The following is a 16,073-nucleotide window of genomic DNA, read 5'->3' as shown; positions in this document are numbered from 1 at the left end:
CGATCACTTTGCGGCTTGAGCGCGGTCCTGCGCCTGACTGCTGAGAATTTCCCGAACCGCTTCGACCAGACCGTCTTCCTTGACGGTGATCTGCGCCGGGCGGCTCTCGCGCCAGGTCACATTGTCCTCGATCTCGGCGGAAAGACGCTTGCCTTCGACCAGATCCTTGATCTGCACTTCACCGGCTTCGCGCTCCTGCGAGCCCTGAATGATCACGCATGGCGCTTCGCGACGGTCGGCATATTTCATCTGCGCCTTCATGCCGGAACCACCGACATACATTTCTGCGCGGATTCCCTGCTGGCGCAGATCCGAGACCATCTTCTGATAGCGGCCGAGGCTTTCCGTGTCCTTGTCCATCACCAGCACGACAACCGGGCCGACGACATCGGACACATCCAGCTTGCCGAGATTTTTAAGCGCCGTCATCAGACGCGAAACACCGATGGAGAAGCCCGTTGCCGGAACCGGCTCGCCACGGAAGCGCGACACAAGGCCGTCATAACGACCACCACCGCCAACCGAACCGAACACGACCTTCTGGCCGTCTTCATTGGTCACGTCGAACAGAAGCTCTGCTTCGAACACCGGGCCGGTGTAATATTCAAGACCACGCACCACGGACGGGTCGATCTTCACGCGGCCATCATAGCCGCCCGCCGAGAACAGCGCCTGCATGTCGGCGAGTTCGGTGACGCCTTCTTCGCCCTTGGCATTGCCCGCAACGACAGCGCGAAGATTGGCGATCGTATCGGCACCCGTCGCACCACCGGCGGCGGTGAAAGCCAGCACCTTTTCAATCGCGGCATCAGCCAGTTCGGCACCCTTGGTGAAATCGCCACTTTCGTCGAGGCGACCCTTGCCAAGCAGAAGGCGCACGCCTTCGGGACCGAACTTGTCGAGCTTGTCGATGGCGCGCAGTACGTTCAGGCGCTTCGCAGCATTGCCCTCGCCTTCAAGGCCGATGGCATCCAGCACACCGTCCAGAACCTTGCGGTTGTTGACGCGGATCGCGTAATCGCCACGGCGAATGCCAAGACGCTCCAGCGTATCGGCCATCATCATGCACATTTCGGCATCGGCGGAGACGTTCGGCGCGCCAACCGTGTCAGCGTCGAACTGCATGAACTGACGGAAGCGGCCAGGACCCGGCTTCTCGTTGCGGAACACCCAGCCATTGCGATAGCTGCGATAAGGCTTTGGCAACGACTCGAAATTCTCGGCCACGTAGCGCGCCAGCGGCGCAGTCAGATCGTAGCGCAGCGACAGCCACTGCTCGTCGTCGTCCTGAAAGGAGAACACGCCCTCATTCGGACGGTCCTGATCCGGAAGGAACTTTCCGAGCGCGTCCGTATATTCCACCAGCGGCGTTTCCACCGGCTCAAAACCATAGAGGTCATAGACTTCGCGGATCGTCGCCATCATCTTTTCGGCGGCGCGCAAGTCGTCCGGAACCCGATCGACAAACCCGCGCGGCAGCCGCGCCTTCATCTTGTCCGCTTTATCGGCCATTTTTCCTGCCTGATCGCTAAGTATATACAATATATGCCGGAAGAACCGGCAAATACTCGAAAACCGAGTGTTGCCGGTTTCCTAACCGATCAGGCCCGTTGCGGCAAGTGCAGGAAGCGTGTTCAGCGTGCGGCAATGGCGACGGCGGCGCCCGCCATCATGCCAGCGCTGGTCCGATTGGCGATGCGCATCATGCGCGGGCTGCGCAAAACACGCCGCGCCTGCGCGGCCAGCACCACCCAGGCTGTGTCCACTGCCGCCAGCACGACAAACATGACAGCGAGCAATTCTGCCCAGCCAACCAGCGAAACATGGGTGATATCCACGACCGTTGGCAGAATGGCGATATAGAAGACCATGATCTTCGGATTGCCGAGCGTGACCGCAAGCGCGCTGAGGAACAGCTTGCGCCCTTCACCCTCGCGCGGAATAGCGTTTTCATCCGCTTCTTCATCGACCGGCGCGATCCACATTTTCCACGACAGATAGATCAAATAGGCGACGCCTGCATATTTCAGCACTAGAAACGCGGCGTGGAAGCTGTTGGCCAAAGCCGACAGGCCCCAGACGGCAAGCGACAGCCAGACGGCGTCACCAAGCCAGAGACCGAACATGAATGGAAAAACGCCCTTGTGCCCCCGGCTGATGACGCGCGCCACCAGCGCGCCGACATTCGGCCCCGGCGTGCCTGCGGCTACGACCAGAATACCCGCGAAAGCAATGAGCGACGTCAAATCCATGGCTGTTCCTCCGAATGAACCCTGCTTTTCGCAGAAAGATCGCCGGTTATCAATCTCCGGTTTATTGGGCTCCGGTTTATTGGGGGCGCTTGAATGCCAGCCGCAGCTTTTCGACATGGGCGCGGCAATGGCAGCCTTCGATATGGTCGTTGACCAGACCCATGGCCTGCATGAAGGCATAAACCGTGGTCGGCCCCACAAAGGACCAGCCGCGCTTTTTCAAATCCTTGGAGATGCGAATGGAAGTATCGGTTTTCGGATTGGCAATCAGTGTCGGATAATCCACGACGACAGGGCGGTCCTCCGCTCCCGGCTCAAACGACCAGAAATAGGCCGCAAGCGAGCCTTTTTCCGCGACAAGTTCGATGGCGCGGTTTGCATTGTTGATCGTGGATTCAATCTTGCCGCGATGACGCACAATGCCCTTGTCGGCCAGAAGACGCTCGACGTCCTTGCCGTCATATTGCGCCACACGGTGGAAATCGAAGCCATCGAAAGCGGCGCGAAAGTTCTCGCGCTTGCGCAGGATGGTGAGCCAGGACAGACCCGACTGAAAGCCTTCAAGGCAAATCTTCTCGAACAGCCGATAATCGTTGGAGACCGGCACACCCCATTCATTGTCATGATAGGCGAGATAGTCCGGCAATATGCCAGGCCAGAAGCAACGGGTCTTGCCATCTTCGCTGACGATCAGACCGGTTTTCACTTCGGCAATATCACTCATTTCCCGCCTCCAATTTCCTGCTCATAGCCTTGTTCGAAAACTGTTTCCCACTTTTCGGGGGCATGCGCAAAGCTTCATCGATCATTAAACATGTGACGCAACCTGACGCTAACCACAACTCTACTTAGACTGTCGCCTGCGCAGAACACGCGACCAAAATTTACCTTTCCGATTCCATTGGGGCGCACAATCCCATCATGAAATTAGGGGCTGTTCTCCTGACAGGACGTGTCAGGAGCCGCAGCCGGGCAACCGCGCCAATGGACCCAGACAGGTAACGCAACCGGGATGATGGCGCAAAGAGGGACGGATCTGGACCATGCAACCACGTCATCTTCTTTTGATCGGATCGCTTGCAGCGATTGCTGTTTCCATCGTCAGCACCGGCATGGCTTTCGCCAATGACCGTTACGCGACCTTGCCGCCGGTGGCTGTCAGCCCCGACCTATCCGCACCGTGGGTAGCACAGCTGCATGGCCAGCCGGCACGCATGCGCCAGATGCCGGACGGCACCGTCCAGCAGCCGGTGCGTCGCACCACGGTCAAGCAAAAGCAGAAATCCAAGGCGAATTATCGTCAGGTTTCCTACCAGCGCCCGGCAAGCAATCCAGCCACAGCTCCATCCAAGCATCAGATCGACCCGGCCTATCTGCCGCAGAGCGTTTCCTATTCCGGCAGTGAAAAGTCCGGCACGATCGTGATCGATACCAGCAAGCGCTTTCTCTATCTCGTCCAGTCCGACGGCAAGGCCATGCGTTACGGCGTCGGCGTGGGCAAGCAAGGTTTCAGCTGGAAAGGTTCGCAGCGCATCAGCCGCAAGGCTGAATGGCCGACCTGGACGCCGCCCAAGGAAATGATTGCCCGCGAACGCCGCAAGGGCCGCATCCTGCCTGCGCGCATGGATGGCGGCGTCAACAATCCGCTTGGCGCGCGCGCCCTTTATCTGGGTTCGACGCTTTACCGTATTCATGGCACCAACCAGCCGTGGACCATCGGCAAAGCCATGTCTTCGGGTTGCATCCGCATGCGTAACGAGGATGTGACCGATCTCTATGAACGTGTTCCCATCGGCACCCGCGTTGTCGTTCGCTGATCCGTTCCGGAACAGTTTTACAGTCAAACGAAGCCGCCCTCTCCGCAGGGCGGCTTTTTTACATTCATAATACTGAAACATTGGTTTTTTTGATGAAATCAACCTGCCACAGGCCCAAAAACAACCTGAAAAGGCTTTTGCTTTTCCCGCGAACACCCATATGCTGCCAATGATGATTTGAAAAAACATGGACGGCGCCGCCAGAGGGCGGCCACAAATGCGGCTGTATTGGAATTATGAACCGGTGTCGCATTTGGATGGAGGGAAAGGATAGATCATGACCGTACCGACCGTAAAACTAAACGACGGCAACCATATTCCGCAGCTCGGTTACGGTGTCTGGCAGGTGGGCAATGATGAAGCGGTTACAGCCGTCAGCGAGGCGCTGAAAGCGGGTTACCGGCACATCGACACCGCCGCCATCTATGGCAATGAAGAAGGCGTAGGCAAAGCCATCAACAATTCGGGCGTTGCACGCGGCGACATCTTCCTGACGACGAAACTCTGGAACAGCGATCAGGGCTATGAATCGACGCTGAAAGCATTTGCGACCAGCCTGAAAAAGCTCGGCACGGATTATGTCGATCTTTATCTGATTCACTGGCCGATGCCTTCCAAAGACCTGTTCATGGAAACCTGGCGCGCCTTCATCAAGCTGAAGGAAGAAGGCCTCGTGAAGTCTATCGGCGTGTCGAACTTTCGCACGGCCGATCTTGAACGCCTGATCAAGGAAAGCGGCGTAACGCCGGTTCTCAACCAGATCGAGCTGCATCCGCAGTTCCAGCAGGACGAGCTGCGTCTGTTCCACGGCAAGCACAACATCGCTACCGAAGCCTGGAGCCCGCTTGGGCAGGGCAAGATTCTGGCAGACGAGAAGCTGAAGGCGATTGCCGCCAAGCACGGCAAGTCCGTCGCGCAGGTCATCCTGCGCTGGCATATCGAGACCGGCAATATCGTCATTCCGAAGTCGGTCACGCCTGCCCGCATCAAGGAAAATTTCGAGGTCTTCGATTTCAGCCTCAATGGCACCGATCACGATGCCATCACCAAGCTGGACAAGACCGATGGCCGTATCGGCCCGAACCCGGCGACATTCTCGGCGGGCTAATTCAAAACATATGAACAAAAAGCCGGGCAATTGCCCGGCTTTTTTTATCGCAGCAATTTCAGGCTGCCGGTCAATGAGCGAACCCATTTGGCAGGACCGGCGATCCCCACCCCATCGATGAGCTCGGCGGCAAGATCGCGGTTCGGAAACGTGGTTTCATATTCCGCATAGACATGCATTGCCCGTGCGAAGGCTGGAAAGGCGACAACCGCCTCCCTGTCTTCATGTACCGCCGCCTTCAACAGTATCGACCGGATCGTTTCCGCGTCCGCTTGCAGGATCGGCACAGGACGGTCCGAGCTGATATCGATGGCGACGCCTGAGCGATCAACCAGCTGCCGCGCAGCAACATAAGGCAGTTGCGCGCCAAGTCCGATCGAGATGGCCGCGACCGTGTTTGCCAGCAGGCCTTGGGCCAGATCAGGGTTGACGATAACGGCAAGACGCAGATCTTCCTGCATGATGGCTCCAGAGTTACAGTGTTTCCGCGAGAGAAATACACTGCATCTTCTGGTCGATCCTGCCTTTCTTACCTCTTGATTGCCATGATAAGGTAGATTCTACCCTAAACTGACGACATTGAGGTGGATTTCTTGAGCGTGCTGGAACCTTCCGATATTCGCATTCTCGAAGCTTTGCAGGAAGACGGTCGCCTGACCAATCAGGCTCTCGCCGATCAGGTCGGCATGTCCACGTCGCCAAGCTGGCGCAAGATGCGCAAGCTGGAAGAAGATGGCGTGATCGATGGTTATCGGGCTAGCCTCAATCGCAAGGCAATCGGCCTTGGCGTCATGGCTTTCGTGCGGATCAAGATTGACAGTCACAGCGAGCTGGAGGCGGAACAGTTTGCCGCCGAGCTGATGGGGCTCGACGACGTGATCACCTGCTACAGCATCGCTGGCGATGCTGATTTTCTGCTTCAGGTGGTCTCACGCGATCTCGACACCTACGCCGATTTCGCCATGTCCACCCTGCGCCGCCTGCCCCGTATCAAGGAAATGCAGACGACCTTCGTTTTGAAGGAAACGAAAAGCTTCAAGGGCTTTCCGTTGCACTATGCCGCGTCAGTGAAGACGGGAGTTTGAGAGCGCAACCGGCTTCGGCCCGCCATAGGCCCAGTCGATCAGCTCCACCGTATGAACAATCGGCAGTTTGCTGCCGGTGGCGATCTGGGTCATGCAACCGATATTGCCTGTCGCGATGAGGGTGGCGCCGGTTGCCTCGATATTCTTCACCTTGCGGTCACGCAGCTTGGCAGCAATCTCCGGCTGCATGATGTTATAGGTGCCAGCCGATCCGCAGCAGAGGTGCCCTTCCAGCGGTTCCTTTACCGTAAAGCCTGCCTTCGAGAGCAGATCTTTCGGCTGCCGCACGATTTTTTGCCCGTGCTGCATCGAACAGGCCGAATGATAGGCGACCGTCAGCGCCTGCGGCGCATCGGGTTCCGGCAGGTCGATGCCGGTGAGATATTCCGTGATATCCTTTGCCAGCGCCGAAACCCGCGCAGCCTTATCCTGATAGGCCGGATCAAGCCGCAACATGTAACCATAATCCTTGATCGTCGTGCCGCAGCCGGACGCCGTGACGATGATCGCATCGAGACCGCCCGCCTCAATCTCGCGCGTCCAGACATCGACATTGTGCCGCGCCTGTTCAAGCGCCTGTTCTTCACGGCCCATATGGTGAACCAGCGAACCGCAGCAGCCTTCGCCTTTCGGCGTCACCACTTCGATGCCGAAGCGGTTCAAAAGCCGCAACGTGGCGGCATTGATACCCGGATTGAGCACAGGCTGCGCACAACCGTTGAGAATTGCCACGCGACCGCGCTTTTCGCCCTTGGCGGCGCTGACGGTTTCGATGGGAACTGCCGCTGGCAGGTTTTGCGGCGCGAGATCAAGCATGGCCGCCATGGGTTTCAGGGCGTCGCTCTTGCGCAACAGCGGAGCAAACGGCTTGCCCAGTTTCGCCAGTTTCAGCGCGGCACGGAACCGGCCCGGATAGGGCAGAACCTGCGCCAGAACACCACGCAGAAAGCGGTTCATGAACGGGCGCTTGTAGGTCTTCTCGATATGCGCGCGGGCATGATCGACCAGATGCATGTAATTGACGCCCGAAGGGCACGTCGTCATGCAGGACAGGCACGACAGGCAGCGGTCGACATGGCGCACGACTTCCTCATCCGCCGGACGGCCGTTTTCCAGCATGTCCTTGATCAGATAAATGCGCCCGCGCGGGCTGTCGAGTTCATTGCCCAGCGTCACATAGGTCGGGCATGTGGCCGTGCAGAAGCCGCAATGCACGCATTTGCGCAGGATCTTTTCCGATTCCAGAACACCGGGATCGCGCAGCTGGTCGGGGCTGAAATGAGTTTGCATCGTGTCACGCTCCAACCTGATGAGAATGCATACGGCCCGGATTGAGAATATTTTCCGGATCGAATTGCTGCTTCAACCGCTGCGACAAAGCCGCAAGCGCTGCCGGTTGCGGTTCGAACACATCATTGCCAGCACGGACCGTCTCTGGCGCGCGCACCAGCGTCGCGTGACCGCCACCATATCTGGCAATGAGTTTGCGCAAGATCTGCGCTTCCGGATCTGCTTCCATCCGCATCCAGATCAAGCCACCCTGCCAGTCGTAATAGGCGTCGACGCCCGCGTGACGGCGGAATTCGTCCACCATCTGCCAACCCTGCATCGGCGTCATTGAAACGCGCCAGACAGCGCGATTGTCGCCCGCATTGGCATAAGGCAACACATCGCGCACCTCGCGCCAAAGCTGCTGCGACTGCGCCCCGTCGAGCGTTTCCACCGCGCCGGATTGGCGAAGCAGCGCCTGCAATTGGCGGCTGCGATGCTCGACCGAAGGCGCGAAACCTTCAAGCCGCAACACGGTCGCCGCTTCCCAGCCAAGCTTTCCATCAAGGAAGCGATTGGCGACCGTCGGCGGCAAATGCGCTGCGGAAGCGACTTCCTCGCGCGATCCCACCGCCATGGCCATGACGCGCGCCGCCTGTTCATCGGTCAGCCCGCGCACGACAAGCGTGGCTGCCGTTTCCGGGTTCGGCAGAACCTTGAACGTCACCTCTGTGGCGACGCCCAGCGTGCCCCAGGAATTGGCCATGCCCTTGGACAGGTCATAACCCGTCACGTTCTTGACCACGCGACCACCGGATTTGAACAATTCGCCCCGCCCGGACACAACGCGCACGCCAAGCACATGGTCACGCGCAGCGCCCGCCTTGAGACGGCGCGGACCGGACAGATTGGCAGCAAGCGCACCGCCGATCGTGCCGCGACCAGCCTCGCCCGACAGCAACGGGCCGTAATCCATCGGCTCGAAATGAAAACACTGATTGTTGTCAGCCAAAAGTTTTTCGATCTCGACCATCGGCGTTCCGGCCTTTGCCGAAAGCACCAGCTCGTCCGGCTCATACAAGGTCACGCCTGTCAACCGCGACACGTCGAGCACGCGACCGGCATCGACGCTGTGTCCGATACCGCGCTTGGAGCCATGGCCGATGATTTCCAGCGGGGTGGAACTGGCCAGCGCATCCTGCACCGCATCCAGAACACCCGCCTCATCTTGCGGCTTTAGAATATTTGCATCGCTCATGATCAAAACCACAACTCAGAATCGGGGAATATCCGGGAAGGACAGCTCGCCGCGATGCACATGCATGCGACCAAGCTCGGCGCAGCGGCGCAATTGCGGAAACACCTTGCCGGGATTGAGCAGATGCTTGGCATCGAAGGCACATTTGACGCGCATCTGCTGGTCGAGGTCGATGTCGTTGAACATTTCCGGCATCAGATCGCGCTTTTCGATGCCGACGCCATGCTCGCCGGTGAGAACACCACCAACTTTCACGCAGAGCCGCAAAATGTCCGCGCCGAAGTTTTCAGCAGCTTCCAGTTCACCCGGAATATTCGCATCATAGAGGATCAGCGGGTGCAGATTGCCGTCGCCTGCATGGAACACATTGGCCACCCGCAATCCGTATTTTTCGGACAAGTCGCGCATGCCTGACAGCACGCGCGGCAGCTCTTTGCGCGGAATGGTGCCATCCATACACAGATAATCGGGTGAAATGCGCCCCACCGCCGGGAAAGCCGCCTTGCGTCCGGCCCAGAAAGCCAGACGCTGCTCTTCCGACTGCGACAGAATACAGGTCGTGGAACCATTGCGCAGCGCCAACGCTTCGACCCGACCGATCAAGTGATCGACCTCGACTGGCGGACCGTCGAGTTCGACGATCAGAAGCGCTTCCACATCAAGCGGATAGCCGACACGGACAAAATCCTCCGCCGCTTTGATGGCAGGCCGATCCATCATCTCCATCCCGCCGGGAATGATGCCTGCGCCGATAATATCGGCCACGCACTGGCCAGCCTGTTCGCTGGATGGAAAGCCGACCATCACGGCGCGCGCCGTTTCCGGCTTTTGCAGAATGCGCACCGTGATTTCCGTCACCACGCCAAGCAGGCCTTCCGAGCCGGTCATCAGACCGAGAAGATCATAGCCCTCGCTGTCGAGATGTTTGCCGCCGAGGCGGAGCACCTCACCGGTGATCAGCACCATTTCGATGCCGAGCACATTATTCGCGGTCAGGCCGTATTTGAGGCAATGCACGCCACCTGCATTTTCTGCGACATTGCCGCCGATGGAACAGGCAATCTGCGACGAGGGATCGGGCGCATAGTAAAAGCCCTCATGCTCGACGGCTTTGGTAATGCCAAGATTGGTCACGCCCGGCTGCACCACGGCAACGCGGTTTGGATAATCGATTTCAAGAATGCGATTGAAGCGGGACATGCCGAGCAGCACCGCATCCTGCAAGGGCATCGAGCCGCCGGACAGCGATGTGCCCGCGCCGCGTGGCACGACGCGAATACCGTTTTCGTGGCAATAACGCAGAACTTGTGAGACCTGATCGACCGTTTCCGGCAGCACAACCACCAGCGGTAGCGAGCGATGCGCAGTCAGGCCGTCGCTCTCGAACACCCGCATTGCATTGACGGTATCGACCACGCCCTCGCCCGGTACGATGCCGCGCAGATCATCCACGATCTGCCCGCGCCGCTGCATAACGGACGCATCCGGCTCCGGCATAATCAATCCGCTCATTTGCTCCTCCGCCGCTGGTCAGGCCCTTTTCGTCAAGGCGCCGCCAGCCCTCAAATGCCGTCCCGGCTTTCATCCTCGCTTGAGAACCGGAGCGGTCGTAACGCATCGTTTTCGCGCCATGCCAGACTGGATGGACAGACCCAAACTTTTCTGGAATAGCTCTAACATGCACAGTGCACCCTGCACCGTATTCGTCAAGTGGTAAATCATTTTTACCACTTGTGCCGTTCGCATAACAGTTTTCACGCTGCGGCATAATTGCTTGCCGAGCCTTACAACGCCGTGTCGGTTTGTTTTCGCATTTCCACCCGCAAAACCGTTTCACACTTTTGCTGGAAATGCGTTAGATGCAATTGAAATGCAGGCCAATTCGGTAGGAGGGGGATCACGCGATCATGATGAGCAGCAGTCTGGCCGATATGGAAATCTTTGCCCGCGTTGTCGCAACCGGCAGCATGTCGGCGGCGGCTCGCGATCTCGGCCTTTCCCCCGCGGTGGTTTCCAAGCGTCTTGGTCGTCTGGAAGAACGCCTCGGTACCCGGCTCCTGCAACGCACAACGCGGCAGATCGCGCTGACCGAGGCCGGTCAGGGCTATCACGAGCGCGTCCTGGCCATTCTGTCCAATATCGAGGAAGCGGAAGCTTTCGTCGCGCGGCGTTCCGCCGATGCGCGTGGCACGCTGAAAATCTCGGCCCCGACGACCTTCGGGCGCATGCATATCGCCCCCTATCTGGTGCCTTTCATGCGCGCCAATGCCGACCTGACGGTCAATATGCAATTGACCGACGAAATGGTCGATATTGTCGGCGACGGCTATGATCTTGCCATCCGCATTGGCGAATTGTCGGATTCGACCCTTGTCGCCCGCAGGCTGGCGCCCGTCCGCCGCCTGCTCGTCGCCTCGCCCGGCTATATCGCGGAACGCGGCACGCCCGAGACAATCGAAGACTTGCAGGCGCATATCTGCCTTGCGCCGCACAATAATGATCCATGGCGGCTTGAAGGTCCGAAGGGGCCAATCGTCATTCGCCCGGTCGGTCCGCTCCAGACCAATTCCAGCGAAATGGTGCGCGAGGCCGTGCTGGCCGGTCTCGGCATCGCGCAACGCTCCACATGGGACATTGGCCCGGAACTCGCGGCAGGCAAGCTGGTGCAGGTGCTGCCCGACTATACCGCCTCACGCAATGTGGCCATTCACGCGGTCTATCCCTCGAAACAGTTCCTGCCTGCCAAGGTGCGCCTGTTCATAGATTATCTCGCCGACCTTTACGGCCCTGTACCTTATTGGGAGAGCGGCAGTTCTCCACAGGTCGCATCTCAAAAATAGACATCAAGTCTTTCGCTGGCTATGTAACGCTGCGCATTAGAATGCGTGCATATAAATGCGATGCGGCATGAACTCCCATCATGCCGGCCGTGTCGTTCCGACTTTTGAGGAAAGATAATGAACACTCCGATCCGTTTTATTCTCGCCATCATCGTTGCCGTTGTCGTCGGTTGCGGCTTCATGTTCTACGACAAGTCCCGCGGTGCGGAATGGGTCGTGTCACCACAGCAGATCGAACAGGCGAAGTCTGAAGGCAAGCCCGGCTTCGAAAGCCGTCCGGGCACGGTAACCGTGCTGCCGATCCGCAGCGAAACCGCTGACGCCCTGCCTTTCAAATGGGCGATGTATGGCGTTGTCGCGGGTCTGTTCGTGCTTGTTGCGACGCGCAAGCGCAAAAAGGCTTAAAACGCCCCTCTTCCAACCATCAGAAAGCCCGGCTGGATCGCCAGTCGGGCTTTATTTTCAATATATTCCGTTGCCGGGTCCGTCCCTTGCGGCTACCTTGCCGCCGATACGCAAAGGGCTTGAACGGCATGGCCGAAACGATTTTCTCCCGCATACAGACGAGCCGCACAGCGGACGACGTCGTGTACCAGATCGAGACGCTCATTCTGGAGGGCGTTCTGCGCGGCGGCGACCGTCTGCCCGGCGAGCGTGAACTGGCGCGTCAGTTCGACATTTCCCGGCCCATCCTGCGCGATGCCCTGAAGCGCCTTGAAATGGCAGGCCTTTTGACCTCACGCCACGGCGGCGGAACATTCGTGGCCGATGTCATCGGACAGGTCTTCAGCGCGCCCGTGGTCAAGCTTTTTGCCGATCATCGCAAGGCAACCGCCGATTATCTGGAATATCGCCGAGAGATCGAAAGCATTGCCGCCGAATATGCAGCGCTTCGGGCTACGCCCGCCGACAAGGCGCTGCTGACGGAAATCATGAATGCGATGGAAACCGCGCATGGAGCGAGCGACTTCGACACCGAAGCGCGCCTTGATGTCGAACTGCATAACGCGGTTGGCGAAGCAGCGCATAATATCGTGCTGCTCCACACATTGCGCTCCTGCTACCAGCTTTTGAAGGACGGTGTGTTTTATAACCGCAGCCTGATCTACAGCTATCCCGGCGTCGCCGACATGTTCCTCTCGCAGCATCGCGCTATTTACGATGCCGTGATGGCCGGCAACCCGCAAGCAGCCCGCGAAGCGGTGCAAAAACATATCCGCTTCGTCGAGCAGGCAACGCACGACCGCGAGCTGAACGAAGAACGCGAGCGCGTCTCGCGGCTGCGCTTCCGCCAGCGTGCGGGCACCAATGCGGTGAAGGAAGTGAAGGACGAGGGCGAATGACCGGTGTGATTTTCAAGGATGCGTGCGGCCCGCAAAACATCCGCCTTTATGCCATCGGCGATGTGCATGGGCGCTTCGATCTATTGCAGGACATGCATGGATTGATCCGCGCCGATCTCGATCATCGCCCTGTCCATGACTGGCGCATCATCCATCTTGGCGATTATATCGACCGGGGGCCGCAATCGAAGGAAGTGCTCGACTTTCTCATTGATGCAGCCAGGCAAGATCCGCGCATCCTGTCGCTGCTTGGCAATCACGACGAAGGCTTTCTCAATTACCTCGCCACCGGCGACACGGCAGGCATCTTCGCCTTGCATGGCGGCGTGGAAACCGGGCTCTCCTATGGCGTGGAACTGGATTTTTCCGATACGGATAAAGCCCGGCGCAGCCACGAAGCACTGGTGAAAGCCGTGCCGCAGGCGCATATCGATTTCATACGCTCAATGCCGCGCTGGCTCTCGTTCGGGGACTTCTTTTTCTGCCACGCAGGCGTCGATCCGGCCCTGCCGCTCGAAGAGCAGGACCCTGACGATCTCATCTGGATACGGACGCTGTTTTTGAAATGGACCGATCCCCTCGCAAAGGTGATCATCCATGGGCACACACCGCAAGGTGCAGTCGATGTTCAACCCAACCGGGTCAATCTCGACACCTATGCCTGGAAGAGCGGTTTGCTCTCGGCAATCGCAATCGACGGTGTGGAAAAGCGCTTCATCGAAGCGCATTAACCGAAATTAGTGAGCGCTGGAAATTCCGTAACCGTCGCTCGAAACCATGGTGTTACCGGCATCAACGGTGAAGATGCCGACTGCCATGAACACGATCGCGGAGACCATCAGGACGGTAAGAAGGGCGGCATGCTTGGCGGTCATATTCGGAAACTCTCTCGACGGTTGCCGGATGAAATTCGATAAAACGAGCCGCCGTTACGAGCATGGCGTGAAGCCCTGCCCGACCGATCATTGCCCGGGAGACGGCGTTCAGTTACACCCGATAAAAGTTACCCGCAACTGAACGGAAGCGTCGTTCACCGCGCTTTTTTCACAAATCCACGCATTGCTGACAGGATGTGGCAAAGCAGCAACGCGAAGCTTATCCTTAAGGTTAATGTTGGGTTTACAAGCTTGTAGCTGAAGGGGGAGAAGTCTTCCTCTCCGGATGAGCGACCGGGAATCGCAAGAGCGGCCTTGCCCGTTCTAGATTCGGCCGATCCAGGCTTTGGCCAGTGCAGCACCCGCCTTATCGGAAGAGCGACCGACGCTCTCGGCCAGTTGCGGGAAGGCCTTGTCCCAGCCCGGTGCGAAGTCTTCGATTTCGTCGGCGAGTTGGGCATTCCACTGTTTGACCAGTCTGGTATCGGCCTCGAAATGGAACTGGGTGCCATAGACCGCCCGTCCGATCCGGTAGGCCTGATTCTGCGTCATGTCGCTCGACGCCATATGCACCGCCCCCTCGGGGAGGGTGAATGTATCGCGGTGCCAGTGGAAGATCGGAAACGCATTGCCTGCTGTCGACAAAACCGGATCGCGCTGCCCTTCATCGGTCAGGCGCACTTCCTGCCAGCCGAACTCCATCGGGCGGTCGAGAATATTCTCGCCGCCATAGGCGCGCGCCACAAGCTGACTGCCAAGGCAAATGCCGAGCACTGCCTTGTCCTTGTCACCAAAGCCGCGGATGAGATCAAGCAGATGTGGGAAATAGGCAAATTCGGCGTCGGCCAGCGCATTCTGCTCGCCGCCCAGAACGATCAGCGCATTATGTTCGCTGGCATCGGCGGGCAGCGCATCGCCATTATAGGGGTGGCGCAAATCAATCGAATAACCGGCTTGCGTGAGGACAGGTTCAATCTGCCCCAGCCCTGCACCGTCATAATTCTGGACGACCAATACGCGCATAGACCACCCCATAAATCTCGTTTTCTTTGGCTAGCATGAAAAAGGCCCGGACAACAGCCGGGCCTTTGATTGATGGATGCCGATTATTCGACGACCGACACACTGACCGTTCGGCCCGCCACGAGGTGCACGCCGTCCGGCACATCCTCCAACTTCACCCGGACCGGCACGCGCTGCGCAAGGCGCACCCAGTTGAAAGTCGGCGTGACATTGGCGAGCAGGCTGGTGGTCGCGGTGCGTTCACGATCTTCGATACCGCCAGCAATGCCTTCCACCTTGCCCTTGAGCTGCACCTTGCTGCCCATGACATCGACCAGAACCGGATCGCCGATCTTGATGCGCTCAAGCTTGTTTTCCTCGAAATAGCCCGAGACATAGTAGGAATCCGTGTCCACCAGCGCCGTCACGGCAGAACCTGCGGTGACGTAGTCGCCCGGCTGGAGCGAGAAGTTGGTGATGACGCCGTTGACCGTCGCCTTGACCGAAGACCGTTCCATATTGAGCGCGGCCAGATCACGGTCCAAACCGGCCTGACGGTAAGCCGCCTCGGCCTGCATGGCTGTGGTTTCGACCTGTTCCAGCTTCTGGCGGGTTACGGTCGTGTCGTTGAGCTGGCGATAACGGACGAGATCGCGATCGGCCATGTCGAGCGCGGCCTTGCTGCTATCCACCTTGGCTTCAGCAGTCTGCAGCGCCAGCTTGTAACGCGCCTGATCGATGCGGAAAATCACATCGCCCTTTTTGACGTTCTCATTGTCGCGAACGAGAACCTCGCTCACCAGACCCGAAACGTCAGGCGCAACACGCACCACATCGGCAAGGATCTTGCCGTCGCGTGTCCACGGCGCATTCATGTAATAGTCCCAGAGATGCCAGCCAAGCAGCCCCGCCATTGTGACCATGACGAGGGTGAGAAAAACCCGGCCAGTATGTGCGAAGAGCTTTTTCATCAGTCTATTCCGTTCAAGATAATGGCGGCAGCGCCAAGAATGCAGAAATACATGGCGGCATCGAACAAGGGCCGGTGCCACACAAAACGGTAGAAACGCACGCGCGCCAGCAGGCGCTGCATGATCGTATTGAGGACATAGGCGCCAAGCGCCAGCACGCCCAGAGTGGGGATATAGATCCCGTATATATCGAGTTCAGGTCTCATGATCGTTCACATTCAGGTCTTCACGGGGCTGTTCTTCCGGCGGCTGT

18 protein-coding genes are annotated in these 16,073 nt (G+C 58.5%); 7 read left to right on the top strand and 11 right to left on the bottom strand.

The features are described 5' to 3' along the window. Positions 1-3: 3 nt before the first annotated feature. The 3 genes from hisS to ACTJKP_RS15415 form a co-directional block, all read right to left on the bottom strand. Positions 4-1,512 (bottom strand): histidine--tRNA ligase, encoded by a 1,509-nt coding sequence (gene hisS, locus ACTJKP_RS15425; protein ID WP_113533892.1) that lies wholly within the window; start codon positions 1,510-1,512, stop codon positions 4-6. A 122-nt stretch (positions 1,513-1,634) separates the two neighbouring features. Next, on the bottom strand, positions 1,635-2,252 hold the full coding sequence (locus ACTJKP_RS15420; RefSeq protein WP_078338963.1) for a LysE family translocator: 618 nt from the start codon (positions 2,250-2,252) through the stop codon (positions 1,635-1,637). Positions 2,253-2,328: 76 nt separating this feature from the next. Beyond that, the gene (locus tag ACTJKP_RS15415) at positions 2,329-2,976 is read right to left on the bottom strand and encodes a DNA-3-methyladenine glycosylase I (protein WP_078338964.1); all 648 of its coding nucleotides are present in this window, start codon (positions 2,974-2,976) and stop codon (positions 2,329-2,331) included. Positions 2,977-3,295: 319 nt separating this feature from the next. Between ACTJKP_RS15415 and ACTJKP_RS15410 the strand changes: the two genes are divergently transcribed. Both ACTJKP_RS15410 and ACTJKP_RS15405 read left to right on the top strand, forming a co-directional pair. Continuing rightward, on the top strand, positions 3,296-4,069 hold the full coding sequence (locus ACTJKP_RS15410) for a L,D-transpeptidase (protein ID WP_078338965.1): 774 nt from the start codon (positions 3,296-3,298) through the stop codon (positions 4,067-4,069). A 277-nt stretch (positions 4,070-4,346) separates the two neighbouring features. Beyond that, a complete protein-coding gene (locus tag ACTJKP_RS15405) occupies positions 4,347-5,177 on the top strand; it encodes an aldo/keto reductase (protein ID WP_440631281.1) in 831 nt (276 codons plus the stop codon). 44 nt (positions 5,178-5,221) lie between these two features. Here ACTJKP_RS15405 and ACTJKP_RS15400 read toward each other — a convergent pair whose 3' ends face one another. Continuing rightward, complete coding sequence (locus tag ACTJKP_RS15400) at positions 5,222-5,638, bottom strand: DUF2000 domain-containing protein (RefSeq protein ID WP_440631280.1); 417 nt, start codon at positions 5,636-5,638, stop codon at positions 5,222-5,224. 132 nt (positions 5,639-5,770) lie between these two features. On the opposite strand from ACTJKP_RS15400, the gene ACTJKP_RS15395 reads away from it, so the two are divergent. After that, a complete protein-coding gene (locus ACTJKP_RS15395; RefSeq protein ID WP_440631279.1) occupies positions 5,771-6,262 on the top strand; it encodes an Lrp/AsnC family transcriptional regulator in 492 nt (163 codons plus the stop codon). On the opposite strand, the gene glcF is transcribed toward ACTJKP_RS15395, so the two are convergent. From glcF to ACTJKP_RS15380, 3 genes are read right to left on the bottom strand one after another with little or no spacing between them, the layout of a single operon-like run. Continuing rightward, the gene (gene glcF, locus ACTJKP_RS15390; protein WP_440631278.1) at positions 6,242-7,552 is read right to left on the bottom strand and encodes a glycolate oxidase subunit GlcF; all 1,311 of its coding nucleotides are present in this window, start codon (positions 7,550-7,552) and stop codon (positions 6,242-6,244) included. The genes ACTJKP_RS15395 and glcF overlap by 21 nt on opposite strands. Before the next feature lie 4 nt (positions 7,553-7,556). Then, the gene (glcE, locus tag ACTJKP_RS15385; protein WP_440631277.1) at positions 7,557-8,789 is read right to left on the bottom strand and encodes a glycolate oxidase subunit GlcE; all 1,233 of its coding nucleotides are present in this window, start codon (positions 8,787-8,789) and stop codon (positions 7,557-7,559) included. A gap of 15 nt (positions 8,790-8,804) precedes the next feature. Next, the gene (locus tag ACTJKP_RS15380) at positions 8,805-10,301 is read right to left on the bottom strand and encodes an FAD-linked oxidase C-terminal domain-containing protein (RefSeq protein WP_138783510.1); all 1,497 of its coding nucleotides are present in this window, start codon (positions 10,299-10,301) and stop codon (positions 8,805-8,807) included. Between the two features lie 398 nt (positions 10,302-10,699). Here ACTJKP_RS15380 and ACTJKP_RS15375 point away from each other — a divergent pair, with 398 nt between their 5' ends. The 4 genes from ACTJKP_RS15375 (at position 10,700) to ACTJKP_RS15360 (ending at position 13,703) form a co-directional block, all read left to right on the top strand. Next, entirely contained in the window at positions 10,700-11,629 is a 930-nt protein-coding gene (locus ACTJKP_RS15375; RefSeq protein WP_078339071.1) for a LysR family transcriptional regulator, read from the top strand. A 117-nt stretch (positions 11,630-11,746) separates the two neighbouring features. Then, the gene (locus ACTJKP_RS15370) at positions 11,747-12,034 is read left to right on the top strand and encodes a hypothetical protein (protein ID WP_440631276.1); all 288 of its coding nucleotides are present in this window, start codon (positions 11,747-11,749) and stop codon (positions 12,032-12,034) included. A 128-nt stretch (positions 12,035-12,162) separates the two neighbouring features. Beyond that, positions 12,163-12,972, top strand: a complete 810-nt coding sequence (locus ACTJKP_RS15365) for an FCD domain-containing protein (protein ID WP_078338973.1) — start codon at positions 12,163-12,165, stop codon at positions 12,970-12,972. Continuing rightward, positions 12,969-13,703 carry a metallophosphoesterase gene (locus tag ACTJKP_RS15360; RefSeq protein ID WP_440631275.1) on the top strand — a complete coding sequence of 245 codons (735 nt, stop codon included), beginning with the start codon at positions 12,969-12,971 and terminating at the stop codon, positions 13,701-13,703. The genes ACTJKP_RS15365 and ACTJKP_RS15360 overlap by 4 nt, the downstream gene beginning before the upstream one ends. Before the next feature lie 6 nt (positions 13,704-13,709). On the opposite strand, the gene ACTJKP_RS15355 is transcribed toward ACTJKP_RS15360, so the two are convergent. The 4 genes from ACTJKP_RS15355 to ACTJKP_RS15340 form a co-directional block, all read right to left on the bottom strand. Further along, entirely contained in the window at positions 13,710-13,847 is a 138-nt protein-coding gene (locus ACTJKP_RS15355) for a hypothetical protein (RefSeq protein ID WP_167836115.1), read from the bottom strand. A 324-nt stretch (positions 13,848-14,171) separates the two neighbouring features. Beyond that, positions 14,172-14,870: a type 1 glutamine amidotransferase gene (locus ACTJKP_RS15350; RefSeq protein ID WP_440631274.1), complete on the bottom strand. Its 699-nt coding sequence runs from the start codon at positions 14,868-14,870 to the stop codon at positions 14,172-14,174. 83 nt (positions 14,871-14,953) lie between these two features. Then, positions 14,954-15,820, bottom strand: coding sequence for an efflux RND transporter periplasmic adaptor subunit (locus tag ACTJKP_RS15345; protein WP_078338976.1), 867 nt, complete (start codon positions 15,818-15,820; stop codon positions 14,954-14,956). Next, positions 15,820-16,026, bottom strand: coding sequence for a DUF1656 domain-containing protein (locus ACTJKP_RS15340; protein WP_078338977.1), 207 nt, complete (start codon positions 16,024-16,026; stop codon positions 15,820-15,822). Before ACTJKP_RS15340 ends, ACTJKP_RS15345 begins: the two co-directional genes overlap by 1 nt. Positions 16,027-16,073: the final 47 nt, after the last annotated feature.

It is taken from the genome of Brucella sp. 22210, from assembly GCF_052045675.1.
In the GTDB taxonomy this organism is placed as follows: Bacteria; Pseudomonadota; Alphaproteobacteria; order Rhizobiales; family Rhizobiaceae; genus Brucella.
Note: the sequence above shows the minus strand (reverse complement) of the source record. Positions and strands in the feature narration are given on the sequence as shown.